This is a genomic window from Lactococcus petauri, from assembly GCF_002154895.1.
Taxonomy (GTDB): domain Bacteria; phylum Bacillota; class Bacilli; order Lactobacillales; family Streptococcaceae; genus Lactococcus; species Lactococcus petauri.
This window is the reverse complement of record NZ_MUIZ01000005.1, coordinates 75,664-99,370: the sequence shown is the minus strand read 5'-3', so window position 1 is coordinate 99,370 and position 23,707 is coordinate 75,664. Positions and strand designations below refer to the sequence as shown.

The following is a 23,707-nucleotide window of genomic DNA, read 5'->3' as shown; positions in this document are numbered from 1 at the left end:
GGCCAACTCTAAGAAGCGAAGAAAGTAATTATGAAAAAAGAAAAACTCCCTAATCAACTAACGATACTAAGAATCTTTATGATTCCTGTCTTTCTCATTGTCCTTTATCTGCCACATGGTGCAGCTGTGGGTACAAGCTATGTTTCATGGATTGTTGCAGCAATTATCTTTGCTGTAGCTTCAATTACAGACTGGCTTGATGGCTATTTGGCGCGCAAATGGAAAGTTGTTTCTAATTTTGGTAAATTTGCAGATCCTTTAGCGGATAAAATGTTAACAATGGCTGCATTTGTGATGCTAATTGCTCTAGGCTTAGCTCCAGCTTGGGTTGTTGCAATCATCGTATGTCGTGAACTTGCTGTGACTGGACTTCGCCTTTTACTGGTTGAACAAGGTGGTGCAGTCTTGGCTGCAGCTATGCCAGGAAAAATTAAAACATTTACACAAATGTTGTCTATTATTTTCTTACTAATTGGTGATCCCATTTATATTGGCACAATCTTACTTTATGTTTGCCTTATCTTCACGATTTATTCCGGCTATGATTACTTTGCCAAAAATATGCAAGTTTTTAAAAATTAATGTGAATTTAAAGCTTGAAAAAAATAGAAGTCTGCGTTATACTTAAACATACAGAGAGTAAGACTTGGCTGAAAGCTTACAAAACCTAAAGTGACGATAAAAAACGGTAGCAACGTTATAGCTAAACTGAGGTTCTGGAAGACAGGACAAATTTAGGTGGTACCGCGATAAGATTACTGACGCCCTAGAGCTTTTATGCTTGGGGCGTTTTAATTTGCTACCAGCATTGCACCTAAAGGTGCTAATGCTGAACGGCAAGGCTCACAAAGGCTTTCTTAATAATGTTTAAATCATAAATGTATTCGATACAAAGGAGATAATATGAAATTACAAAAACCAAAAGGTACGGCAGATATTCTGCCTCAAGAGTCACAAAAATGGCAATATGTAGAAATGATGGCACGTGCAGTATTTGAAGATTATAATTTCAAAGAAATCCGTACACCCCTTTTTGAAAGTTATGAGCTGTTCAGTCGTGCAACAGGTGAAACAAGTGATATTGTGACGAAAGAAATGTATGACTTTGACGATAAAGGTGGACGTCATATTGCCTTACGTCCTGAAGGAACTGCTTCAACTGTTCGCGCTTATATTGAAAATAAACTCTTTGCCCCAGAAGTGCCAAAACCTGTCAAAATGTATTATATGGGTTCAATGTTCCGCTATGAACGCCCTCAATCTGGACGTTTACGTGAATTCCACCAATTTGGTGTAGAGTGTTTCGGAGCAAAAAATCCGGCAATTGATGTCGAAATTATCGCCATGGCGCAATCATTATTTGAACAAATCGGTATTTCTGGTGTGACACTTCACTTGAATTCTCTGGGGGATTTAGAAACACGTAAGGCTTATCGTACAGCTTTGGTTGATTATTTGACACCTTTTGAAAAACAACTTTCAAAAGATAGCCAACGTCGTCTTCACGAAAATCCTCTTCGAGTACTTGACAGCAAGGAAAAAGAAGACAAAGAAATCGTCAAGGATGCACCATCTATCTTGGACTTTCTTACAGAAGAGTCTCAAAATCACTTTGACATGACACGTGATCTGCTCGATGGTTTAGGCATTGAATATGTCATTGATACTAATATGGTTCGTGGTTTGGACTATTATAATGATACAATTTTTGAATTTATCGTAGATGTCAAAGGACAAGAATTGACGGTTTGTGCAGGCGGCCGTTATGATGGTTTGGTTGAATACTTTGATGGTCCAGCCACACCAGGTTTTGGATTCGGACTGGGTGTAGAGCGCTTGTTGATGGTTGCTGAAATGCAAGGTGTTGATTTCCATGAAGAAGATACACTTGATGTTTATATTGCCGTTATGGGGAATAAAGCCAGCTTAGCAGCGACACAACTCGCAGAAAGCCTCCGTGCTCAAGCCTTTAAAGTCGAACGTGATTTCTCTAATCGCAAGCTTAGCGCACAATTTAAATCAGCAGAAAAAGCAAAAGCAGAAGTGATAATTACGCTTGGGGATAATGAAGTGGAAACAGGTGAAATTACAGTTAAACATAACCAAACGCGTAAAGAAGTGAAAACAACTTTGGCAGAAGTTGCGAAAGGATTTGCGCCTATCTTTGAGGAAGCGCTTGGAGAATAACAAAGTTCAGTAGTTCTAGAGAACACGAGTACTAAAAAACATAAGGAGATTAAATTTGAAGAGAACAAACTATGCAGGAAATATTACCGAAGAATATTTAAATCAAGAAGTTACCGTAAAAGGTTGGGTTGCGAAGCGTCGCAATCTTGGAGGCTTAATCTTTATTGATTTGCGCGACCGCGAAGGTATTGTCCAGATAGTCGTTAACCCAGAAACAGCAGCAAAAGAAATTGTTGAGGTAGCGGATAAAGTCCGGAACGAATACGTCCTTGAAATTACAGGTAAAGTTGTTGAACGTGCCAGCAAAAACGAAAATATTAAAACAGGTGGAATTGAAATTGAAGCCAACCAAATGCAAATTCTCAGCACTTCAAAAACAACGCCTTTTGAGATTAAAGATGGAGTTGAGGTGCTTGATGATACACGGTTGAAATACCGTTATCTCGACTTACGTCGTCCGGAAATGCTTAATAATATTACGATGCGTCATGCGACAACACGTGCTATCCGTAGCTACTTAGATAATCAAGGCTTTATCGATGTTGAAACACCTTTCTTGAATAAATCAACTCCAGAAGGTGCACGTGATTACCTTGTTCCTTCTCGTGTTAATAAAGGCGAATTCTATGCTTTACCACAAAGTCCACAACTTATGAAACAATTGTTGATGACTGCGGGCCTTGATCGTTACTATCAAATCGTGAAATGTTTCCGTGACGAAGACTTGCGTGGTGACCGTCAACCAGAATTTACCCAGGTCGACTTAGAAACAAGTTTTCTTGGGGAAGAAGAAATTCAAGATTTAACTGAAGGCTTGATTGCGAAAGTTATGAAGGACGTTAAAAACGTTGATGTAACTTTGCCATTTCCGCGTATGAAATACGATGATGCTATGAATTTCTATGGTTCAGATAAGCCAGATACACGCTACGAGATGCTTTTGACAGATTTGACAGACCTTGCGAAAACTGTAGATTTCAAAGTGTTTAGTGAGGCGTCAGTTGTTAAAGCCATTGTTGTTAAAAATAATGCCGATAAGTACTCTCGTAAAGCTATTGATAAATTAACAGAGCAAGCCAAACAAAATGGTGCCAAAGGCTTAGCTTGGATCAAATTTGAAGACGATAAATTGGCAGGTCCAATTGCTAAATTCTTGACAGATAAAACATCAGAATTCGTTGAAACTTTGGGCTTAGAAAACAACGACTTGGTTCTCTTTGTGGCGGACAGTTTAGAAGTGGCAAATTCAGCACTGGGTGCTTTACGTCAAACGATTGCCAAAGAGCAAGGCTTAATTGATTATTCGAAATTCAATTTCCTCTGGGTTATTGATTGGCCAATGTTTGAATGGTCAGAAGAAGAAGGGCGTTATATGAGTGCGCATCACCCGTTCACTTTACCAACTGCTGAAACACAAGGGGAACTTTCAGGAGATCTTAGTAAAGTGCGTGCGCATGCTTACGACATTGTTTTGAATGGTTACGAACTCGGTGGTGGTTCACTTCGTATTAATACGCGTGAATTACAAGAAGAAATGCTCAAAGCGCTAGGCTTTAGTTTAGAAGATGCCAAAGAGCAATTTGGTTTCTTGTTGGAAGCTTTAGATTATGGCTTCCCACCACACGGAGGATTGGCCCTTGGTTTGGACCGTTTCGTTATGTTGCTTGCAGGAAAAGACAATATTCGTGAAGTTATTGCCTTTCCTAAGAATAATAAAGCCACAGACCCGATGACACAAGCGCCATCAGTAGTCAGTGAGAGCCAACTGGAAGAATTGAGAATTAAACTTGAAAAACTTGACTAAATTTATCAACATGTTTGGTGGCTGGGAAAAGTTGACACATCGTTTCTCAGCATCTGTCTTATATGGAATCACATCTGCTTTTGCATTGAACTTCTTTTATCAACCCGGAAGAGTTTATGCAAGTGGCGCGACAGGGGCAGCACAGGTGGCAACGGAAATTTTAACACGAATTTTGGGGCACAACTATCTTCCCATATCAGCCACGCTCTTCCTGATCAATGTCCCCTTAATGATTTTAGCTTGGTTCCGTTTAGGGAAACAGTTTACTCTGTTTACTTTGTTAACGGTTACCATGAGCTCCATTTTTATCCACTTTGTTCCTGAAACAACGCTGACACCTGATCCAATCATCAATGCCATCTTTGGTGGTACCATCATGGGTGCAGGTGTTGGATATGCCATGCGTAATGGTATCTCAAGTGGTGGTACGGACATCATTGCCCTTTATATCCGGAAGAGAACAGGCCATAATGTTGGTACACTAGGTTTCATTGTCAACGGAGTAATTATCTTTACTGCAGGCGTACTCTTTGGCTGGGAATATATGCTGTATTCTATGATTGCTATCTTTGTGAGCTCACGTGTCACAGATGCAATCTTTACGCGTCAAAAACGTATGCAGGTGATGATAGTTACCGAGAATCCTGAAATCATCATCCGCAAACTCTTTGAAAAAATGCATCACAGTGCAACAATTTTGAACAATGCTGAAGGTGCATACTCACATGAGAAACGGACAATTTTGTTTACGGTTATCACCATGTATGAGTATCAAGATTTTAAAGAAATCATCACAAAATATGATCCGAAAGCTTTTGTCTCTATCTCAGAAAACGTTCGTGTAATAGGGAACTTTAGTGAGATTACTGATTAAGTTGACAAAATGACCGTTTTAGTATAAATTAGAGAAGGCCTCTGTCAACTGTGACAGAGGTTTTACAAGAAATTATAAAGCCATTTTTATAAGGTAAAAATGGTATTAGATTGGAGAGTTGTATGAAGGATATGAGCCTCATTAAAATCCATTTTCGTAACTTTATTGCCATCAGCTTAGGCGCAATTATCTTTGCTTTTGGTTTTGTAAAGTTAAATATGGCCAATCAGTTGGCTGCAGGTGGCCTTTCCGGTATTACCTTGATCTTGCACGCATTATTCAAGTTGGATCCGGCCCTAAGTCAGTTCATTCTGAATATCCCCTTGCTTTTTATTGGTTACCGTTTCTTAGGACAACGGACCTTTACCTATACGGTCTATGCGATTGTTAACATCTCGCTTTTCCTTTCAGTTTTCCAAGCATTTGATTTTAGTATTAATCTTTTGCATGATAACTTAGTCGCAGCTCTCCTGGCCGGGGTATTTGCCGGAACGGGGATTGGGATTATCTTCCGCTTTGGCGGAACAACTGGAGGTTCAGACATCATTGCTCAGCTGTTGCAAATTAAGCGAGGCACAGCAGTGGGGCGTGTGATTTTCACAATAGACCTTTTTGTAATGACACTTTCTCTCACTTACATTGATGTTAATCATATGGTTTATACATTAATTGCAAGTTTCGTAAGTGCTCAAGTTATTAACCTTATCCAATCTGGTGGTTATACCGTTCGTGGGATGCTTATTATCAGTCCTAAGTATCAAGAAATTTCAAATGCCATCCTGGCAGAACTTGGACGTGGTGCAACATTCTTACATGGTGAAGGCGCATATTCAGGTACAGAAAAACGTGTGGTCTATGTGGTGCTTAACCCTCGAGAAGTCATGACGGTTAAAGCTCTGATTGCTGAAATAGATCCTCAAGCCTTCTCAACAGTAATAAATGTTCATGAAGTTATGGGAGATTTTACTTATCCACAAAGTAAATATAAACGTAAGAAAAAATAAAAAAAGAGCCAGATTTTGGTTCTTTTTATTTTAATGGCTATTATTGAAAAAGTTTTGAAGTTAGACGTTCGCCTTCAAGTCGACCTACAGAAGAAACACCTTCTACATCAGAAGAATCAGCATTAACGCCGTCCTTAAGAATTTGTAAGCGATCGATAGCTTGATTGATTTGAATGAGGCTTTGAGTTTGGTTTTCAAAGCTATAATTACTAATCTCACGTTTAGCTTTCTTGAGGTGAATAATTGCCTTTTCGATTTCGACAAGAGCTTTTGATGTACGCATAGAGTCCCTCCTTGTTTTATGATACTAACCTTATTATAAACAAAAAGACTGGCAAAAGCCAATCTCTTAATTTTGAGAAACGAAATCATCTAAAATCTTGACAATTTCTGCTTGTGTTTCTGCTTGATTTACAGCTACTTTAACTTTTGCAGCACGTTTTGCACCTTTGAGGTAGTAAGCTGCATGTTGACGAAATTCGCGTGACGCTAAGTTATCGCCTTTGAGGTCAACAAGACGTTGCAAGTGAATCTTAGCGATACGCATTTTTTCATCCACAGTTGGTTCAGGGAGTAGTTCCCCTGTGCGAAGGTAGTGTTCCGTACGGTGAAGCATCCACGGATTTCCGAGAGCTGCTCGACCAATCATGACTGCATCAACACCTGTTTCATCAATCATGCGTTTAGCATCTTCAGGTGTTTTAATATCGCCGTTACCGATGAAAGGAATGTTAATATTGCTTGCTACTTTTTCAAGCCATGTCCAGTCAGCTTTACCTTCATAGAGTTGAGCGCGTGTCCGTGCGTGCATTGCAACAGCTGCACCACCAGCTGCTTCAATAGCTTTGGCATTTTCGACAGCGTAGAGATGATCAGAATCCCAACCGATACGAATTTTCACAGTGAGTGGTAGATCAATCGCAGAGCTGACAGCTTTCACAACATCGTACACCTTATCTGGGTCAAGTAGTAAGCGACTTCCCGCTTCATTTTTTGTTACCTTCGGAACAGGACAGCCCATATTGATATCAATGATGTCTGCTACTGTATTTTCTTGAACAAATTTCGCTGCTTCAACCAGTGTATCAACTTCACCACCAAAAATCTGCATGGAAAGTGGATGCGGAACACCTTCAAAGTCCATCATTTGAAGCGTTTTTTTGTTACGATGCTCGATACCTTTATCAGAAATCATTTCAGTAACAACAAGTCCGGCTCCAAACTCTTTAGCTGTTGTCAGGAAGGCTTTATTATTAATTCCCGCCATTGGAGCGAGTACAATTTTATTAGCAATTTCTATATCCCCAATTTTCCATGGGCGTGTGTATTTTGAATCCATAGTCATAGAGAATATTTTACCATTTTTTAGGGGATTTGCTAAAACTTTGCACTGGAAAAACCTTCGTAGATAAATAAACGAAGGTTTTTTAGCTTAATCGGTAAATAAGTGCTTTATTTTTTGGCGTACAGAAACTTCCTGAGCTTGAGTGGTTAAAAAGGTTGCAACATCTCCAGCATGGAGTAGTGTATCTCCTCGTGGAATAATTTTTTCACCATTTCTTTGAATAGCAATCAGAAGACTATCTTTAGGAAGATGGAGATTTTGAACCGGTTGATGGTCAGCTTCCGAATCAAACTGTACCAAGGCTTCAATCATAATATGACCTTCTTTTTCAGTAGCTATTTCCGAATCAACAGTAAGTAGATTGTGGAGTAATGAGTGGTAGATTGGCTCAGAGTGTAAAAGCTCGGCCACAAGATAGGAAATTAGAGAAACAAAAGCCAGAGGTAATAAATGATCAAAGGAACCTGTCATCTCAACTAAAAGGAGAATTCCAGTCATTGGTGCACGAACGATAGCAGTAAAAGTTGCAGCCATCGCTAAAATAATAAAATTTGGGAAAAGATTGGGTGACAAATGCAAGAGAGGAATGACTGTTGTAGCAAAAATGCTACCAAGACTAGCACCGAGTACTAAGAGGGGGAAGAATATTCCTCCGGGAACACCTGAAGCATAGCTGATGAGGGAAATCAAAAACTTTGCAGCAAAGACCAGACAGAGAAAGGCAAGTCCCCAGGTAAGCGTCAATTGGTCAATCAACTGGTGACCACTGCCGCTGATTAGTGGAAAGAAGAGTGCGACAAGAGCAGAAGCAGCAAAACTGAACAAGACACGAAGAAAAGGACTTTTTATCTTCCCCTTCATGAGGCTTTGACTCTTTAGAAGAGCAGCATTATAAACTGCACCAAAAATTCCCATAAGGATACCTAAAAGTAAGAGTAGCCAATAATCTGAGAGGGGAAAGCTGCTCACGATTTGGAAATCAAAGATACTGGCTGGACCAAAAATAATACGCGAAACGGCATCAGCCATAATAGCAGAGCTCATACAAGTTAATAATATCAAAGGTGAGAAGTATTTGAATACTTCTTCAAGCGTAAACATGATTCCCGAAAGCGGTGCATTAAAAGCAGCAGATAAACCAGCGGAAGCTCCCGAAGCAATCAACAAACGTTGGTGTCGCTCAGTAGAGGAAAATCTTTGACCAAAGGCTTGTCCCATCGCAGCCCCGAGCTGGATTGACGGTCCTTCACGACCTAAGGATAACCCAGCAAACATGGCCAGTGTTCCTCCGACAAACTTAGCCCAAGCCGTTGAAAACCAGTCTGGTTTAAAGTAGCCCAGCAATTGCCCTTTAACTTGAGGGATTCCGCTACCAGTCGACATAGGGTATTTTTTCATCAAGGTACTGACAATAAAGACAAGGAGAAGCAATGTGGGAAGGAGGAAAAGCCCATAAATAAGATGAATACTGGCTTGATGGTAGAGAACAGCACCTAATTTTTCAGCTAGAGAAAGGGCCAAACGATAAAAGCTGGCTAAGAAGCCAGCTGCCAGTCCAACCAATAGACTTAAAAAAATTAAACCTATATTTTTGTTTGACGATTGTGAAAGATCTTTAATCAATAGTCTCATTTTTGAGCAGCTCCCAAGATTAAATCATTGAGTTCTTTTTCTGTAAATTCATATTTGCGTCCGCAAAATTGGCAGAGGACTTCAGCCCCATGATCTTCTTCGATAATTTCGGTGAGTGCTTGACTACCGAGGCTTTGCAATCCTTCAGCAAATCGATCCTTTGAACAGTCACATTCGAAGGCTAAGGGTGATTCAGCTAGAATCGTATATTCAAGCTCACCATAAAGTGCAGCAAGCATGGCTTCGAGCGGATTTTCTTTTAAAAGCATTTCCGAAATACTTGGCATTGCTTTAATATTTTTTTCCATTAGTGTGATTTCATCATCAGTTGCATCGGGCAAGGCTTGGAGCATAAATCCCCCTGCGATTTTAACACTGTCCTCCCCATCATTGAGCAAGACATTTAAACCAACAGAAGAAGGTGTTTGCTCACTAGAGAGAAAATACCAGGCCAGATCTTCCCCAATTTCTCCAGTAATTAAATCAGTTTGGCCTGTATAAGGTTGACGAAGTCCCATATCTTTAATGACGACAAAGAAGCCATTGCCAATGAAAGGAGCAACAAGTACTTCTCCTGTCGAAGCTTTTTTATAGTCTAAATCTTTGTTTTGAACATAACCTTTAACATTTCCTTTAGCGTCTGCTACGGCAACAATTGCACCCATAGCACCATCACCCAAGATTTTGACCGTAATTTTACTGTCCCCTTTTTCATTAGCGCCTAAAATTTGGGCAGCAATCAAGGTACGACCAAGGGCAACAGTAGAAGTAGGCATCGTTTGATGACGTTCCTGAGCTTCACGGACAGTTAATGTTGAATCAAGAGCAAAAGCACGAAAGTGACCATTTTTTGAAATGGATTTTAATATTTTATCAGTCATAACTTCTTCTATTTTAACATATTTTTAACGTCATGGATTGTTAGGATTTTATTTTGACACTGATGTTTTATAACGAGAACGAAGGTAGTCAAAAAAGTAAGATTATTAGAAAAAATAGAAATAAAGTTAGATATTTCCGAACAAAATAGTAGTTTTATAGAAAAAAACTCGTTTCTTACTCAAAGTAAATTATATTTTTTGCTATAATAGGAATAGTGCGATAGGAGCTTTTCAATATCAAAATGCCAGCTGTGCCTCTTGAAAAGGAGACATAGAGCGTACAAATATTAAAAGAAAAGAGAGCTATTATGCCATCAGTTGTTGTTGTAGGAACGCAGTGGGGAGATGAAGGAAAAGGTAAAATTACTGACTTCCTCAGCTCAGACGCAGAGGTTATTGCGCGTTACCAAGGAGGGGACAATGCCGGTCACACTATTGTTATTGACGGCTTTAAGTACAAACTCCACCTTATCCCATCTGGTATTTTCTTCCCAGAAAAAACATCTGTTATCGGTAATGGTGTAGTCATCAACCCCAAAGCCCTGGTAAAAGAAATTGCTTACCTCCACGAAAACGGTGTAACAACAGACAATCTTCGTATCTCAGACCGCGCCCACGTTATCTTGCCTTACCATATCAAGTTAGATGCCCTTCAAGAAGAAGCTAAAGGCGATCAAAAGATTGGTACGACAATCAAAGGTATCGGCCCAGCTTACATGGATAAAGCGGCACGTGTCGGTATCCGTATCGCAGACCTTCTTGATAAAGAAATTTTTGAAGAACGTCTACGTACAAATCTTGAAAATAAAAACCGTGAATTTGTTAAACTTTACGATAGTGAAGCACTTGATTTCGATGAAATCTTTAACGAATATTATGAATACGGTCAACAAATTAAAAAATATGTAGCGGACACTTCAGTAATCTTGAACGATGCGCTTGATGAAGGGCACCGTGTCCTCTTTGAAGGTGCACAAGGTGTTATGCTAGATATCGACCAAGGAACTTATCCTTTTGTTACATCTTCAAACCCATTGGCAGGAGGAGTAGCTATCGGTTCAGGTGTTGGTCCAACAAAAATTGATAAAGCAGTTGGTGTATGTAAAGCCTACACTTCACGCGTTGGTGATGGTCCATTCCCAACAGAGCTTTTTGATGAAACAGGTCACCAAATCCGTGAAGTTGGACATGAATATGGTACAACAACAGGTCGTCCACGCCGTGTAGGATGGTTTGATGCGGTCGTTATGCGTCACTCACGACGTGTTTCAGGTCTGACTCATCTTAGCTTGAACTCTATTGATGTTCTGGCAGGATTACCAACAGTGAAAATCTGTGTCGCTTACGAACTTGACGGAAAAGAAATCACTCACTACCCAGCAAGTCTTAAAGAATTGGAACGTTGCAAACCAATTTACGAAGAAATGCCAGGATGGTCTGAAGATATTACTGGAATGCGTACTCTGGAAGAACTTCCAGAAACAGCACGCAACTATGTTCTTCGTGTTGCAGAACTCGTTGGTGTCCGTATCTCAACATTCTCTGTTGGTCCAGACCGTGACCAAACAAACGTTTTGGAAAACGTTTGGGAAGCCTAAGGAAATAAATCTAAGAGCAAGCAATCATTGAGTTGATTGCTTTTTTTGGTGCCTTTTTTCTCGTATTAGTTGCTAAAAATTAATTATTGATTTTTGGAGGAGAATATTATTGAAAAAGAGAATAAGAGTAGTGCTGTTTGTGAGCCTGAGTTTTGTCCAAATACTTATTGCTATGTTTATAGTCGTGAAAAAATGGCTCCGTACGGCTTTTGAAACGGATGCTGCAGTAGTAAAAACGATTGAAGATGGGATGTTTTCAGGAAATGCCGTAGTCTATCCCACCTATGTCCGCCAGCTTTCAATCTGCCACCAGAAACAGAAGTAGAAGAAAAAGAAATCAATAGGCGTAAGGGGTATATCCTTAAAATCAAGAAGTAATAATTCTTTGAAATTGTTAATAATTGTGGAAAATGCTTAAGGCAGCGATAACCATTGACAAATGAGATAAATCTGCTAAAATAAGAACATATAAAGAATGAGAAGAGTAGGTTACTGGAACGTTTAAGGGAGTGATGTCGTCGACTGCAAATCATCACACGGAAAAGTTATTGAAGTTCACCTCGTTCTAATTTAAAATAGTCTTTAATTAAGTGATAAAATAGGATGGTACCGCGGTTTTCGCTCCTTTGTGTAGGGGTCGAAATCGTGGTTTTTTTGTCAACACGGTTAGAAGGTATTAGGAGAAAAAATGAATTTACAAGAAAAAATTGAAGCTTTACGTGAACAAGCTTTGAATAATTTAACAGCAGCTGTTGAAGAAAGAATGCTGAATGATTTGCGAACAGCAATCATGGGTAAAAAAGGTGAGCTGACAGAAATCCTCAAAGGGATGAAAGACCTAACAAATGAAGAACGTCCAGTTATCGGTGCTCTAGCTAATGCCTTCCGTGACGAATTCGGAGCGAAACTTGAGGAGAAAAAAGCAGAGCTTGAAGCAGCAGCCATGAATGCAGCCTTAAATTCTGAAACTTTAGACGTGACTTTACCCGGTCATGCATCTAAAAAAGGTGCGCGTCATATTTTGACTCAAACAGCAGAAGAGATTGAGGAAATTTTCTTAGGTATGGGTTATGAGATTGTTGACGGCTATGAAGTCGAAACGGATCATTATAACTTTGAGCGTATGAATTTGCCTAAAGATCATCCCGCGCGTGATATGCAAGATACTTTCTATGTAACAAACGAGGTATTATTACGCACACATACATCGCCAATGCAAGCGCGCACGATGGACCAACATGACTTTAGTAAAGGTGGTTTACGCATGATTGCTCCAGGTCGCGTTTACCGCCGTGATACGGATGATGCTACTCACAGCCACCAATTCCATCAAGTTGAAGGCTTAGTTGTGGATAAAAACATTACGATGGCCGATCTTAAAGGTACGCTTGAACTTGTCATTCAAAAAATGTTTGGTGCTGACCGTGAGATTCGTCTACGTCCTTCTTACTTCCCATTTACGGAACCTTCTGTTGAGGTCGATGTAAGCTGCTTCAAATGTGGCGGCAAGGGATGTAATGTCTGCAAATATACTGGCTGGATTGAAATTCTCGGTGCGGGTATGGTTCATCCTAACGTTTTAGAAATGAGTGGTATCGACAGCAAGGAATATTCTGGTTTTGCTTTTGGTATGGGACAAGAACGTATCGCAATGCTCCGCTATGGTATCAACGATATTCGTGGCTTCTATCAAGGTGACTTACGTTTCTTAGAACAATTCGGAAAATAATTTCAGAAGTAAAGACATAAAAGAAAACGGAATAAAAGGAAAAATAAAATGTTAGTATCATATAAATGGTTAAAAAAATTAGTCAACGGTCTTGATGATGTTCCTGTTGCTGATTTGGCAGAAAAAATGTCACTTTCAGGTATTGAAATTGAAGGTGTAACTGTACCAGGACAAGGTTTGTCAAAAATTGTTGTCGGTCAAGTCTTGACTTGTGAAGATGTACCTGAAACACATCTACATATTTGCCAAGTTGATGTTGGTGAAGAAGAACCGCTCCAAATCGTCTGTGGTGCTCCAAATGTCAAAGCTGGAATTAAAGTCATTACAGCACTTGTGGGTGCACGTATCGCGGATAACTATAAAATCAAAAAAGGAAAAATCCGTGGTATCGTTTCCTTAGGAATGCTGTGTGCACTTGATGAAATTGGTATTCCTGAATCTGTTAATCCAATGAAGCATGAAGATGGTATCTATATTTTACCTGAAGATGCAGTGATTGGTGACAGTATCTTGCCATATCTTGACTTAGATGATGAAATTATCGAACCCGATATCTTGGCCAACCGTGCTGATGCAATGTCAATGCGTGGTGTTGCTTATGAAGTAGCAGCTATCTATGGTAAAACAGTCAACTTTGAAGAAAAAACGGTAACCGAAGTAGCCAAAAAAGCGGCTGACAAGGTAGCTGTAAAAGTGGAAACAAGTACAGAACAAGTTCCGACTTACAAAATTCGTATGATTGAAAATGTCAAAATTGCTCCATCACCACTTTGGCTACAAAATACCTTGATGAATGCTGGTATTCGCCCCATTAATAATGTCGTTGACGTAACCAACTATGTTTTGATGTACTACGGCCAACCGCTTCATGCTTTTGATTTTGATAAGTTTGGTGCAGATGAAATTGTGGTGCGTCAGGCGGATCAAGGAGAGAAGATCGTTACTCTCGACGAGCAAGAGCGTGAACTTAGTCCTGAGGATATCGTAATTACAGCTAATGGACAACCGGTAGCTCTTGGAGGTGTCATGGGTAGCTTTGACAGTGAAATTACTGATCAAACAGTCACAGTAGCTTTAGAAGCTGCACTTTTCAACGGCACTTCAATCCGTAAAACTTCACATAAGTTTGCCTTACGTTCAGAATCTTCAAGCCGTTTTGAAAAAGGAATCAACCAAGGTACCGTACGTGAAGCACTAGACTTTGCAGCAGCCATGATTCAAGAACTGGCTGGTGGAGAGATTCTCTCAGGTGTGGTAGAGTCAAATGACTTCATGCCCAAGCTTCAAGAAGTTAACATTACTTTGGGCCGTATCAATGCGGCTTTAGGAACATCACTTGAAGATGCAGAAGTACTTGCGATTTTAGCGCAACTTGGTTTTGAAACACAAGAAAAAGAAGGACAATTTAATATTCAAATTCCTTCACGCCGTTGGGATATCAAGATTGAAGCCGATATCGTGGAAGAAGTAGCTCGTATTTATGGCTATGATAATTTACCTAGTACTCTACCTTCAGGTGCGACAGCAGGTGAATTAACTGCCATGCAAAAATTACGTCGCAAGGTACGCACAAACGTTGAAGCGGCAGGACTTTCAGAAGTTATTGGTTATTCTTTAACCACAGCAGAAAAAGCGCAAGAATTTGTAGAAAAACAAGGGCCAACAACATCGTTGATATTACCCATGACAGAAGATCGTCAAACCTTACGTGGCAGTCAAATTCCGGGTCTCTTAGATATTGTTAATTACAATCAAAACCGCAAAAATGCAGATGTTGCAATTTATGAAGTAGGCAATATTTTTGTAGCGACAGATTCTGAAGATACACGTCCTCTTGAAATTCCACATCTTGCCTTTGCTATTTCTGGAAATGTAGAAGACAAAACCTACAGTTCTGATGCTGTAGCTGTGGACTTTTATTATGCAAAAGCTATTGTTGAACAACTCTTAGCAGGTTATGACAACCTTGCTTTTGAAGCTTATTCCGAAGTCAAAGAAATGCACCCAGGGCGTACTGCACGTATTCTTTTAGGTGACCGTCAAGTTGGTTTCGTTGGGCAAGTTCATCCTGCAACAGCAAAAGCTTATGATGTGAAAGAAACTTATGTGGCTTCACTGGACTTGGATGCAATGCTTGAGCTTGCACCAGCGCAGACAGTCTTTGTGGAAATTCCAAAAGTTCAAGCTGTGCATCGTGACATTGCGATGCTAGTTGATGCAGAGAAAACACATGCTGAAATCGTAGAAACAATCACTTCAAGTAAAGTTAAAACATTAAGCAAAGTTGAGCTCTTTGATATTTATCAAGGTGAAAACTTACCAGAAGGTAAGAAATCAATGGCTTATAGCTTAACTTTCCAAAGTCGTGAAAAGACAATGACAGAAGAAGAAATTGCAAAAGCAATGGCAAAAATCACGAAAAATCTTGTAGAAACTTTAGCGGTTGAAATCCGTTAAATGAAAAACCTTAGAAGTATATTCTAAGGTTTTTATTATGAGTTTTAAAAAAAGTCAAGAGATAAAGTATTAATAAAAGCGGTTTACATTAAGTTTGTATGTCTCTGTGTAATGTATTTGACATCAACCTGCGTTCTTTTTGTGTTAAAATAGTAAAATATGAAAAAGAACAATTGGAAAAAAGGTGCAACTTTACTTGGACTGTCAGTCGGAATGCTGACAATGGGCCTACAAGTTGCTAAAGCTGACGAAAGTACGATTAATAAAGATATCGAGAACTTTCAACAACAGCTCAACTCAGAACTTTCTCAGACAAATGCTATCTACGCAAAAGCAACTGATTCGCAAAATAAGCTAAAAACAACGCAAGAAAAGATTGCAAGTCTGAATCAAGAAATTGAAAGAACTGAGGGAAAATACAATTCTTTAAAAGAAACAGTAGCGAAGCAAATGCGTGCCATGCAAGCTCACGGTGGAGCTTCAGCTTCTGTTCTTAATGTAGTATTGAATGCTAATGATTTTCATGAAGCAATACAGGCTTGGACAAACCTGAGTGTGATATTAAGAGCTGAGGATGCGCAAGCTAAGGACTTAGTTGACACGCAGAAAAATTTGGAAACAATGCAAAGCTCACTTATGCAAACCAAAGATGAGTTAAAAACTGCTCAGGCAGACTACCAAGAGCAAGCGGAGAACCTTGAAGAGAGTATTCATACCCTAAAAAATAAAATGGCTGATAACCAAAACATACTGGAGGAGATGAAAGCCAAAGCAGAAATGGCTAAAGATACAACAGTAGACGAGAATGCAGATCAGCCTAAAATAGAGCCGTTGGCTTCAAAGAAAAATGAAGCACCTCAAGTTTCGGAGCCTAAAGATACGACGATTACAGCTCCGAGTAGTGATGGTGGAACTTCCTTGACTGTTTCGGCTACAGCTTACTCCTCAGATAACGGCTTAGGTTTTATCACAGCTACAGGGATTAACTTGCACCAAAATCCAATGTGTATTGCTGTAGATCCTTCTGTCATTCCCTTAGGAAAGATGGTTGAAGTCCCAGGTTATGGCATTGCTATTGCAGGTGATACAGGAGGAGCTATCAAGGGAAATATTATTGATGTTCACCTTCCAACAACAGCTCAAGCGCAAGCTTGGGGTCGTAAAACAATTCAGATTAATGTACTTGCTTAACAAACAAAAGCATATCTACAGTAGCCTTTCAAAACTACTTTAAGTATGCTTTTTCTTTTGCATTTATGAGTACTAAAAAAAGCACAAGAAGAGGTTATTCAAAGTCTTCTTGGGCTTTTTTTTGTGAGCTAAGGCTGCACTTATCTTTCTTTCATGAAACTTTCTGACCAGTTTTTAACTTTATCGCCGTTGGCAGAGTGATGAATTTTTGAGCTTCAACTTGTTTTACTTTTTTAGTCTTACGAAAATCTCGCTCCTCAGGACTGAACCAGAGGGCTATTTCATAGAGCGCCGCAAAACCTAAGCCCATTCCACCAAACATTAAAACAATTTCTATAAATTCCATTGTGACCTTCTTTTATAATATTCTTAGTTCTCGATTAATTCGGGGGTTATTTCTTCGATACAATCAACGACAGGGCCGACGATTCTTGAAGTTTCTTCATCTAAGTAAAAATCCTTGTATTGCGGATCGGTGTTGAGTGAGTGACAGCGGAAACTTTCTCCGTCTCGAAAAACTTGCTTGCAATACAGCTGTTCTTCTCCGGGTCCGCCCTCTGAAATGACATAAATATCGCCATCTCTATCAAAACCAGTCGTAACAAAGGTGACAATAGAGAAGTTAGGATACTCTGGTTGCATAGAGTCTCCTTTGATGCGTGCAGCACCGTCATAACGGCCTGGACGTACATCTGTAAAGATGGTGTAAGTCTCTTGGGTGTCATTCAGAGCCTGACCAAAACCAGCAGATAATTGCTCATCAGCTACCTCAATCGTATATAGTTCCTCACGACGGTAAGTACGTAAAGGAATGATATTATCTGAGTCAGGAATAGGTTGTGGTTTCTGACTGGCAAGAAACTGTGAAAAATTCAAGACATTCTTTTGCTGTTCAGTATCTAACTGTTTGTAAATATCGAGAAGCTCAATAAAAGGAGAATGCTCTTGATTTTCGTTGAGGATAAGATCAATAGGTGTTTTGTAAATATCTGCAAGTTTAGTAATCATTTCTAAAGCAGGATTACTGGTTTTCTTCTCCCAAAGCGCATAAGTCCCTTGAGTGATGTCAAGCATCTTGGCAATGTCTTTTTGAGTAAACTGATGTTCTTTACGTAGCTTTTTTAAGGTTTGTCCTAGATTCATGCTTCCATCCTCTTTTATTGAATTTATCAATATTATAAGCTAAAATAGAATAGAAGTCAAGCTAAAAAATTGAATGAGTCAATAAAAGGAAGCGGGCTTGCTTCCTTGCATTTATTAATCTTCTCGATATTCAAGGAGATCTTTAGGTTGACAGTCGAGTGCTTTACAAAGTGCTTCAAGTGTAGAGAAGCGTATTGCTTTAGCCTTACCATTTTTTAAAATAGAAATGTTAGCCATTGTGATACCCACTCGTTCTGAAAGTTCAGTCACAGACATTTCACGCTCTACAAGCATTCGATCTATATGTACTTTTATTGCCATTTTATACTCCTTTCTTAAACCGTGAGGTCATTTTCTGACTTAATCTGAATGACACTTTGCAGGAGCTTTTCAATTGTTGCAATAAAGATAGCAACGATTAAAGGAGTAACACTAATGGCTACACCAATAACCATAATTACCGGTGCATGAATCACCTCGATGATGTGATAGGTCATAGGTAAAATTCCAAGAAGCACAAAGAAAGTTGCAAATGATAATTTTTTAATAGTAGAAATTATCTTTAAGGCCGGCTCAGTAAAGGCTGTACCACGCTCAATAAGTAACAGTATACGATAGACAAAAATCGTTACGACAAGAGATAGGGCCGCAGCTATGTAAAGCGCCAAATAAAAGAGAATTTTTACAAAATAAATATCATGATCAGAGTAGGAACTGATGAGCCCTTGTGTCAAAACAACAAAGAAAAAAAGGATAAATGCAATAACAGGTACAAGTGCAACCTTGAGAAAGGTGGTCTTAATTTTCGATATTTCTTTCATGTTGTTCATTATAAGTGATGGATGATTGATTGTCAAGATGAAAATATCGTTTTGCGATATGAGTTGACTATGGTTTTGTACGTATAGATGTATCATTCAAAGAACAATTGTTTTTTATAAGAGAGATAGTCGTAAGGGTTTCAAGGAGCAGAGAATAATAATTATATGAAATGTGTTAAAATATCAGTATGGTAAAAAAAGGACGTATTATTAAATCTTTAGCAGGGTTTTACAATGTAGAATCTGAGGGACAAGTTTATCAAACGCGAGCGCGTGGTAACTTTCGTAAGAAAGGGATGAAACCAATCGTTGGTGATTTTGTGGACTTTTCAGCTGAAGAAAATTCAGAAGGTTATATCTTAGATATACACAAACGCAGAAACAGCTTGATTCGTCCTTCCATTGCGAATATCGATCAGGCTGTCATCATCATGTCAACGGTTAATCCTGATTTTTCCTTGAACCTGTTGGATCGCTTTCTTGTGTTTTTGGAACATAAAGATATTCAGCCTCTCATCTACATTTCGAAACTAGATTTGCTTGAGGATGTCAGTGAGTATGAACAGTTCAAAAAAAATTATGAAACGATTGGCTATCAAGTTTTCTTTGACTGGAAAGAACTGACAGAAGTATTAGCAGATAAAGTTACGGTCTTTATGGGGCAAACGGGCGCTGGAAAAACAACTTTGTTGAATCTAATTGCGCCAGGTATGAACTTGGCTACGGGAGAAACTTCAGACAAACTAGGACGTGGACGTCACACTACGCGTCATGTGGAATTCTTTGAAGTGGCATCAGGCTTAATTGCAGATACCCCAGGATTTTCAAATCTAGACTATGATGTCTCTAACCAACCCGATTTAAATGCGGCCTTTCCAGAAATTTTACGAGAAAGTCATGGGTGTAAGTTTAGAGAATGTACCCATACACATGAACCTTCTTGTGCTGTCAAAGAAGCACTTGAAGAAGGTAGGATTTTAGCGAGCCGTTATGAGAACTACCTACAATTATTAACTGAAATAAACAACACGAGGGAAACTTATGCCAAACAAAGAAAAAAACAAAATTAAAGGGAACATTTGGATGAAGCAAGCCGGCTTTTTAGGTTTAGTGATTCTTTGGGGCCTTATCATTCTGTTTAAAAATAGTTTAGGAGATTGGAAGTGGCCACTTTTTGGCTTGCTTGTTGTCTTAACTATTTGGGGTTTATACCAAATCAATAAAGCTTTCTTTGGCTTGAAAAAATAGGAGGAAACATGAAACAATATACAAATAAAATCGCACCATCTATTCTCGCTGCTGACTTTGGTGCTTTTACAGCAGAAGTCGCAAAGATTAAAGCTGCTGGTGCTGATTATGTACACATTGATGTTATGGATGGTCATTTTGTTGACAACTTGACTTTTGGCTCTGGTGTCGTTGCTGCACTTCGCCCACATACAGATATGGTTTTGGATGTGCACATGATGGTCGAAAATCCAGAAAAATACGTCACAGAGTTTGCGAAAGCTGGTACGGATATCATGAGTATTCATGTTGAAGCAACAGCACATATCCATGGTGCATTGCAAAAGATTAAAGCAGCCGGGATGAAAGCAAGCGTGGTTATTAACCCAGGAACACCTGTTTCAACGATTGAACCTGTTCTTGGCATGGTGGATATGGTCTTAGTGATGACTGTCAATCCTGGTTTTGGAGGTCAAGCCTTTATCCCTGAAACGATGGATAAAATTCGTGAACTTGTGAAATTGCGTGAGGCTAACAATCTAGAATTTGATATTGAAGTTGACGGTGGCATTGATGATAAAACAGTTGATCAAGCACGTGAAGCAGGTGCCAATGTATTTGTGGCTGGATCTTTTGTCTTTAAAGGCGATGTAGCTGATAACATTCAAAAGTTAAGAGATAGATTATGAACGTCGTCATTATTATTCTTTTGATTTTGGCCGTTCTGATCGGAATTGCTAATTTTTTCAAAAAGCCAACGTCTAACACCAAACTGAATGCGCGGGTCGAAAATCTGTCTTCAAACCTGACAGAGTTACGTATAGAAATGTCGCAACAGTTGGGGCAAAATCGCCAAGAAATTTCCGGAACAGTTTCAAGCTTATCGCATAATATGAATGCAAACTTAGGAAATCTGACAGAAAATATCAATGCTAAATTTGATTACCAGTTTAAGGATTTACAAAGTTCCAACGAGCAAAAACTAGATAAAATTGCGCTTAACTTAGCAGAAATGTCAGCAGCTATTACGGATAAATTTGACCGTAAGTTTCAGGAGCTGCAAGAAGCCAATGATAAAAAGCTCAGTCAAATTCAGAATACGGTGGATGAAAAGCTTCAGGAAACATTAAACAAAAGGATTTCCCAAAGCTTTGAACAGGTCACAAATCTTCTGACTTCAGTTGATAAAGGATTAGGCGAGATGCGTAACCTAGCCAGTGATGTCGATAGCCTACAAAAAGTAATGACGGGTGTGAAGACACGAGGTATTATTGGCGAGGTACAACTTGGCCGTATCTTAGAGCAAATTTTCACCTCAAGTCAGTACCAGGAGCAAGTCAACATTCAAGACCGAAATGCAGTAGACTTTGCGGTTATCATGCCTGGTAAAGTAGCAGGCAGTGATGTTTTATTGCCGATTGACTCAAAGTTTCCTTTGGAAGACTACCAACGCCTGCAAACTGCGCTTGAAACAAACGATATGCTAGCGATTGAAGCATCACGAAAAGCCTTGTTTGCCGCGGTTAAAGCTCAGGCAAAATCAATTTCGGAGAAATACATCTTACCGCCAAAGACAACCGACTTTGCAATCATGTTTTTACCTATTGAGGGGCTTTTCATGGAAGTGGTAAATAACACAGAACTTTATGAGCAACTCAGCCGTGATTATAAGGTAAATGTTACTGGTCCAACAACCATGACAGCAGTCTTGAATAGCTTGCAAATGGGATTTAAGACCTTACAGATAGAACAAAAATCAAGTGAAGTTTATGAAATGCTTGGGGCTGTTAAAACCGAATTTGGTAAGTTTGAAACCTCGCTTAAGAAAGTTCACGAACGTTTGCAACAGTCCGAAAAAGAAATCAATACGCTGATTACGACAAGAACGAATGTCATGAATCGTAAATTGCGCACGATTGATGCCGTTGACAAAGACACGAGTGCTGCGCTTTTAGAAATAGAAGGGGACTAAGATGGTTCTGATAAAAAACATAGCTATGGGAGAATTTTTTGAAGGATTCTACCTGATAAAATCAGTCGAGCTTCGTCGAACACGCGCAGGTAAGGATTTCCTTGCGATTGTTTTTCAAGATCGGACAGGAACAATCTCGGGCAATATTTGGGATGCCAATCCTAAAGCTGTTAAGCAGTTTGTTGCGGGGCGTGTGGTTCATATGAAAGCCTTAAAAGAACTCTACAACGGTATGCCGCAGGTCAATCGAATTAGCCTACGTTTGCCGGAAGGTAACGAACCAGCTAACCCTGCAGATTATCGTGAAAAATCACCGGTAAATGAGACGGATCTCCGTAAATATGTTGAAAGTATTGTTTTCCGTATTGAAAATGCAACATGGAATCGTATCGTTCGTCATATCTTGAAAAAATTTGACCGTGAATTTTATCAGTTTCCTGCTGCGAAAACCAATCATCATGCCTTTGAAGGTGGATTAGCTTATCATACAACCACGATGCTCCAACTGGCCGAAAAAGTATGTGAAGTTTATCCACAGCTCAATGAATCTTTGATGTTTGCAGGTATTCTTTTGCATGATATGGCCAAATGTTTAGAGTTTACTGGTTATGAAAACACAAGTTATACGTTGCGTGGAAATCTCTTAGGACACATCGTTCTTATCGATGAAGAAGTCAGTAAAGCAGCGATCGAACTTGACATCAGTGATGAAAAAGAGGACTTGCTTTTACTGCGTCATGTCTTACTGAGTCATCACGGCCAGTTAGAATATGGCAGTCCTGTCCGCCCTAAAATCATGGAAGCAGAAATCATTCATCAGATTGATATGATGGATGCTAGCATGATGATGATGATGACCGCTCTAAATAATGTTGAACCGGGACAATCAAGTCAACGCGTCTTTGCCTTGGAAAATCGTAACTTTTATAAACCATTAGATAACTAAAGAGAAGAAGAAAAGATGAAACACACACTTAAAAATAATACATTAACGGTTGCAGTTGACACTTTTGGTGCAGAATTACACTCTGTTCAAAAAGAGGATATCGAATATCTTTGGCAAGCAGACCCAGCGTTTTGGGGACGTCATGCTCCTGTTCTTTTCCCGATTGTTGGGAAGTTAAAAGACGGACATTACAGCTACGCAGGTAAAAACTATGAGATGTCAGGACACGGCTTTGCACGTGATACAGAATTCAAACTCGTACAGGAAAAAGAGGATGAGTTGGTTTATGAAATTACCTCGAATGCTGATACACTTGCACAATATCCTTTTGAATTTAGCTTTAAGGTAAGTTACAAATTGACAGGAAATCAAGTGCGCGTACGTTATCAAGTGGAAAACAAAGATGAAAAGACGATGATTTTTGGCGTGGGTGCTCATCCAGCCTTTAATGTTCCTCTCGAAAAAGGCAGCTTTGAAGATTACACCTTGACGATAGCCCCAGCCGAAAAACGTACATTTATTCCTTTAGATTTACCAACGGGTACGCTTAAGAGAGAAGAGCAATCTGAGGTTGAGGTGAGTGATATAGCACTGAACCATGAACGCTTTTCTAAAGATGCGCTCGTTTATACATCATCAGATGAGATGTCAGTGGCTTTAACAAACCGTTTAGATAGTCGAAGTGTGAAAGTCACTTGGGAAAATATGCCTTTCTTTGGTCTTTGGAGTCCCTATCCAGCTGAAGCTCCTTTTGTTTGTATCGAACCTTGGGCTGGTATAGCAGATGAAGTTAGCACAACAGGCGAACTTACCGAAAAATTTGGGATGAATCAACTTGCTCCACATGAAACTTTTAGCTGTGAATATGTCATTGAAATAAACTAAGACAAAAAGAT

The 23,707-nt window shown here is 39.4% G+C and carries 24 protein-coding genes; 16 read left to right on the top strand and 8 right to left on the bottom strand.

All coding sequences use genetic code 11. The features are described 5' to 3' along the window. Window positions 1-30: 30 nt before the first annotated feature. From pgsA to BZZ03_RS08195, 5 genes are all read left to right on the top strand, one after another. Window positions 31-582 carry a CDP-diacylglycerol--glycerol-3-phosphate 3-phosphatidyltransferase gene (gene pgsA / locus BZZ03_RS08215; protein ID WP_019292204.1) on the top strand — a complete coding sequence of 184 codons (552 nt, stop codon included), beginning with the start codon at window positions 31-33 and terminating at the stop codon, window positions 580-582. A gap of 321 nt (window positions 583-903) precedes the next feature. Then, window positions 904-2,187: a histidine--tRNA ligase gene (gene hisS / locus BZZ03_RS08210; protein WP_019292203.1), complete on the top strand. Its 1,284-nt coding sequence runs from the start codon at window positions 904-906 to the stop codon at window positions 2,185-2,187. Window positions 2,188-2,242: 55 nt separating this feature from the next. After that, complete coding sequence (gene aspS, locus BZZ03_RS08205; RefSeq protein ID WP_061414399.1) at window positions 2,243-3,991, top strand: aspartate--tRNA ligase; 1,749 nt, start codon at window positions 2,243-2,245, stop codon at window positions 3,989-3,991. A 10-nt stretch (window positions 3,992-4,001) separates the two neighbouring features. Further along, window positions 4,002-4,865, top strand: coding sequence for a YitT family protein (locus tag BZZ03_RS08200; RefSeq protein ID WP_029343371.1), 864 nt, complete (start codon window positions 4,002-4,004; stop codon window positions 4,863-4,865). A gap of 122 nt (window positions 4,866-4,987) precedes the next feature. Then, entirely contained in the window at window positions 4,988-5,869 is an 882-nt protein-coding gene (locus tag BZZ03_RS08195) for a YitT family protein (protein WP_017368602.1), read from the top strand. Between the two features lie 40 nt (window positions 5,870-5,909). On the opposite strand, the gene BZZ03_RS08190 is transcribed toward BZZ03_RS08195, so the two are convergent. The 4 genes from BZZ03_RS08190 to hslO form a co-directional block, all read right to left on the bottom strand. After that, window positions 5,910-6,152 (bottom strand): hypothetical protein, encoded by a 243-nt coding sequence (locus BZZ03_RS08190; RefSeq protein WP_019292200.1) that lies wholly within the window; start codon window positions 6,150-6,152, stop codon window positions 5,910-5,912. Between the two features lie 66 nt (window positions 6,153-6,218). Further along, window positions 6,219-7,214 carry a tRNA dihydrouridine synthase DusB gene (gene dusB / locus BZZ03_RS08185; protein ID WP_086582979.1) on the bottom strand — a complete coding sequence of 332 codons (996 nt, stop codon included), beginning with the start codon at window positions 7,212-7,214 and terminating at the stop codon, window positions 6,219-6,221. An 87-nt stretch (window positions 7,215-7,301) separates the two neighbouring features. Then, entirely contained in the window at window positions 7,302-8,846 is a 1,545-nt protein-coding gene (locus BZZ03_RS08180) for a ClC family H(+)/Cl(-) exchange transporter (protein WP_086582978.1), read from the bottom strand. Further along, the gene (gene hslO / locus BZZ03_RS08175) at window positions 8,843-9,727 is read right to left on the bottom strand and encodes an Hsp33 family molecular chaperone HslO (protein ID WP_061414405.1); all 885 of its coding nucleotides are present in this window, start codon (window positions 9,725-9,727) and stop codon (window positions 8,843-8,845) included. Before hslO ends, BZZ03_RS08180 begins: the two co-directional genes overlap by 4 nt. A gap of 308 nt (window positions 9,728-10,035) precedes the next feature. Here hslO and BZZ03_RS08170 point away from each other — a divergent pair, with 308 nt between their 5' ends. From BZZ03_RS08170 to BZZ03_RS08150, 5 genes are all read left to right on the top strand, one after another. Beyond that, the gene (locus BZZ03_RS08170) at window positions 10,036-11,325 is read left to right on the top strand and encodes an adenylosuccinate synthase (protein WP_017368598.1); all 1,290 of its coding nucleotides are present in this window, start codon (window positions 10,036-10,038) and stop codon (window positions 11,323-11,325) included. 184 nt (window positions 11,326-11,509) lie between these two features. After that, complete coding sequence (locus tag BZZ03_RS12175; protein WP_231863413.1) at window positions 11,510-11,650, top strand: hypothetical protein; 141 nt, start codon at window positions 11,510-11,512, stop codon at window positions 11,648-11,650. 363 nt (window positions 11,651-12,013) lie between these two features. Continuing rightward, on the top strand, window positions 12,014-13,054 hold the full coding sequence (pheS, locus tag BZZ03_RS08160; RefSeq protein ID WP_086582977.1) for a phenylalanine--tRNA ligase subunit alpha: 1,041 nt from the start codon (window positions 12,014-12,016) through the stop codon (window positions 13,052-13,054). A gap of 48 nt (window positions 13,055-13,102) precedes the next feature. Continuing rightward, window positions 13,103-15,511 carry a phenylalanine--tRNA ligase subunit beta gene (gene pheT / locus BZZ03_RS08155; RefSeq protein ID WP_086582976.1) on the top strand — a complete coding sequence of 803 codons (2,409 nt, stop codon included), beginning with the start codon at window positions 13,103-13,105 and terminating at the stop codon, window positions 15,509-15,511. Between the two features lie 159 nt (window positions 15,512-15,670). Next, window positions 15,671-16,702, top strand: a complete 1,032-nt coding sequence (locus BZZ03_RS08150; RefSeq protein WP_086582975.1) for a 3D domain-containing protein — start codon at window positions 15,671-15,673, stop codon at window positions 16,700-16,702. Window positions 16,703-16,853: 151 nt separating this feature from the next. Here BZZ03_RS08150 and BZZ03_RS08145 read toward each other — a convergent pair whose 3' ends face one another. From BZZ03_RS08145 to BZZ03_RS08130, 4 genes are all read right to left on the bottom strand, one after another. Then, window positions 16,854-17,048 carry a hypothetical protein gene (locus BZZ03_RS08145; protein WP_086582974.1) on the bottom strand — a complete coding sequence of 65 codons (195 nt, stop codon included), beginning with the start codon at window positions 17,046-17,048 and terminating at the stop codon, window positions 16,854-16,856. A gap of 23 nt (window positions 17,049-17,071) precedes the next feature. Beyond that, window positions 17,072-17,845: a S24 family peptidase gene (locus BZZ03_RS08140; RefSeq protein WP_086582973.1), complete on the bottom strand. Its 774-nt coding sequence runs from the start codon at window positions 17,843-17,845 to the stop codon at window positions 17,072-17,074. Between the two features lie 114 nt (window positions 17,846-17,959). Continuing rightward, window positions 17,960-18,166, bottom strand: coding sequence for a helix-turn-helix domain-containing protein (locus BZZ03_RS08135; RefSeq protein ID WP_019292191.1), 207 nt, complete (start codon window positions 18,164-18,166; stop codon window positions 17,960-17,962). 14 nt (window positions 18,167-18,180) lie between these two features. After that, on the bottom strand, window positions 18,181-18,762 hold the full coding sequence (locus tag BZZ03_RS08130) for a DUF2975 domain-containing protein (RefSeq protein WP_231863414.1): 582 nt from the start codon (window positions 18,760-18,762) through the stop codon (window positions 18,181-18,183). A 92-nt stretch (window positions 18,763-18,854) separates the two neighbouring features. Between BZZ03_RS08130 and rsgA the strand changes: the two genes are divergently transcribed. The 6 genes from rsgA to BZZ03_RS08100 are packed head-to-tail and all read left to right on the top strand — an operon-like array spanning window position 18,855 to window position 23,696. Next, the gene (rsgA, locus tag BZZ03_RS08125) at window positions 18,855-19,736 is read left to right on the top strand and encodes a ribosome small subunit-dependent GTPase A (protein ID WP_019292189.1); all 882 of its coding nucleotides are present in this window, start codon (window positions 18,855-18,857) and stop codon (window positions 19,734-19,736) included. Beyond that, window positions 19,708-19,914, top strand: coding sequence for a hypothetical protein (locus BZZ03_RS08120; RefSeq protein WP_019292188.1), 207 nt, complete (start codon window positions 19,708-19,710; stop codon window positions 19,912-19,914). The genes rsgA and BZZ03_RS08120 overlap by 29 nt, the downstream gene beginning before the upstream one ends. 8 nt (window positions 19,915-19,922) lie before the next feature. Next, window positions 19,923-20,582, top strand: coding sequence for a ribulose-phosphate 3-epimerase (gene rpe, locus BZZ03_RS08115; protein WP_086582972.1), 660 nt, complete (start codon window positions 19,923-19,925; stop codon window positions 20,580-20,582). Then, complete coding sequence (locus BZZ03_RS08110) at window positions 20,579-21,865, top strand: DNA recombination protein RmuC (protein ID WP_061414427.1); 1,287 nt, start codon at window positions 20,579-20,581, stop codon at window positions 21,863-21,865. The genes rpe and BZZ03_RS08110 overlap by 4 nt, the downstream gene beginning before the upstream one ends. 1 nt (window position 21,866) lies before the next feature. Then, window positions 21,867-22,811 carry a 3'-5' exoribonuclease YhaM family protein gene (locus BZZ03_RS08105; RefSeq protein WP_003133400.1) on the top strand — a complete coding sequence of 315 codons (945 nt, stop codon included), beginning with the start codon at window positions 21,867-21,869 and terminating at the stop codon, window positions 22,809-22,811. Window positions 22,812-22,826: 15 nt separating this feature from the next. After that, entirely contained in the window at window positions 22,827-23,696 is an 870-nt protein-coding gene (locus BZZ03_RS08100; RefSeq protein WP_086582971.1) for an aldose 1-epimerase family protein, read from the top strand. The last annotated feature ends 11 nt before the right edge of the window (window positions 23,697-23,707 follow it).

Bases quoted from the DNA above. Each gene is read 5' to 3' on its own strand.
- BZZ03_RS08170 (WP_017368598.1), top strand. From the start codon at position 10,036: ATGCCATCAGTTGTTGTTGTAGGAACGCAGTGGGGAGATGAAGGAAAA.
- BZZ03_RS08195 (WP_017368602.1), top strand. From the start codon at position 4,988: ATGAAGGATATGAGCCTCATTAAAATCCATTTTCGTAACTTTATTGCC.
- BZZ03_RS08200 (WP_029343371.1), top strand. From the start codon at position 4,002: ATGTTTGGTGGCTGGGAAAAGTTGACACATCGTTTCTCAGCATCTGTC.
- dusB (WP_086582979.1), bottom strand. From the start codon at position 7,214: ATGACTATGGATTCAAAATACACACGCCCATGGAAAATTGGGGATATA.
- BZZ03_RS08140 (WP_086582973.1), bottom strand. From the start codon at position 17,845: ATGAATCTAGGACAAACCTTAAAAAAGCTACGTAAAGAACATCAGTTT.
- BZZ03_RS08150 (WP_086582975.1), top strand. From the start codon at position 15,671: ATGAAAAAGAACAATTGGAAAAAAGGTGCAACTTTACTTGGACTGTCA.
- BZZ03_RS08130 (WP_231863414.1), bottom strand. From the start codon at position 18,762: ATGATACATCTATACGTACAAAACCATAGTCAACTCATATCGCAAAAC.
- hslO (WP_061414405.1), bottom strand. From the start codon at position 9,727: ATGACTGATAAAATATTAAAATCCATTTCAAAAAATGGTCACTTTCGT.
- pgsA (WP_019292204.1), top strand. From the start codon at position 31: ATGAAAAAAGAAAAACTCCCTAATCAACTAACGATACTAAGAATCTTT.
- BZZ03_RS08180 (WP_086582978.1), bottom strand. From the start codon at position 8,846: ATGAGACTATTGATTAAAGATCTTTCACAATCGTCAAACAAAAATATA.
- BZZ03_RS08135 (WP_019292191.1), bottom strand. From the start codon at position 18,166: ATGGCAATAAAAGTACATATAGATCGAATGCTTGTAGAGCGTGAAATG.
- BZZ03_RS08100 (WP_086582971.1), top strand. From the start codon at position 22,827: ATGAAACACACACTTAAAAATAATACATTAACGGTTGCAGTTGACACT.
- BZZ03_RS08110 (WP_061414427.1), top strand. From the start codon at position 20,579: ATGAACGTCGTCATTATTATTCTTTTGATTTTGGCCGTTCTGATCGGA.
- BZZ03_RS08190 (WP_019292200.1), bottom strand. From the start codon at position 6,152: ATGCGTACATCAAAAGCTCTTGTCGAAATCGAAAAGGCAATTATTCAC.
- BZZ03_RS08145 (WP_086582974.1), bottom strand. From the start codon at position 17,048: ATGGAATTTATAGAAATTGTTTTAATGTTTGGTGGAATGGGCTTAGGT.
- hisS (WP_019292203.1), top strand. From the start codon at position 904: ATGAAATTACAAAAACCAAAAGGTACGGCAGATATTCTGCCTCAAGAG.
- rsgA (WP_019292189.1), top strand. From the start codon at position 18,855: ATGGTAAAAAAAGGACGTATTATTAAATCTTTAGCAGGGTTTTACAAT.
- pheS (WP_086582977.1), top strand. From the start codon at position 12,014: ATGAATTTACAAGAAAAAATTGAAGCTTTACGTGAACAAGCTTTGAAT.
- rpe (WP_086582972.1), top strand. From the start codon at position 19,923: ATGAAACAATATACAAATAAAATCGCACCATCTATTCTCGCTGCTGAC.
- BZZ03_RS08105 (WP_003133400.1), top strand. From the start codon at position 21,867: ATGGTTCTGATAAAAAACATAGCTATGGGAGAATTTTTTGAAGGATTC.
- BZZ03_RS08120 (WP_019292188.1), top strand. From the start codon at position 19,708: ATGCCAAACAAAGAAAAAAACAAAATTAAAGGGAACATTTGGATGAAG.
- pheT (WP_086582976.1), top strand. From the start codon at position 13,103: ATGTTAGTATCATATAAATGGTTAAAAAAATTAGTCAACGGTCTTGAT.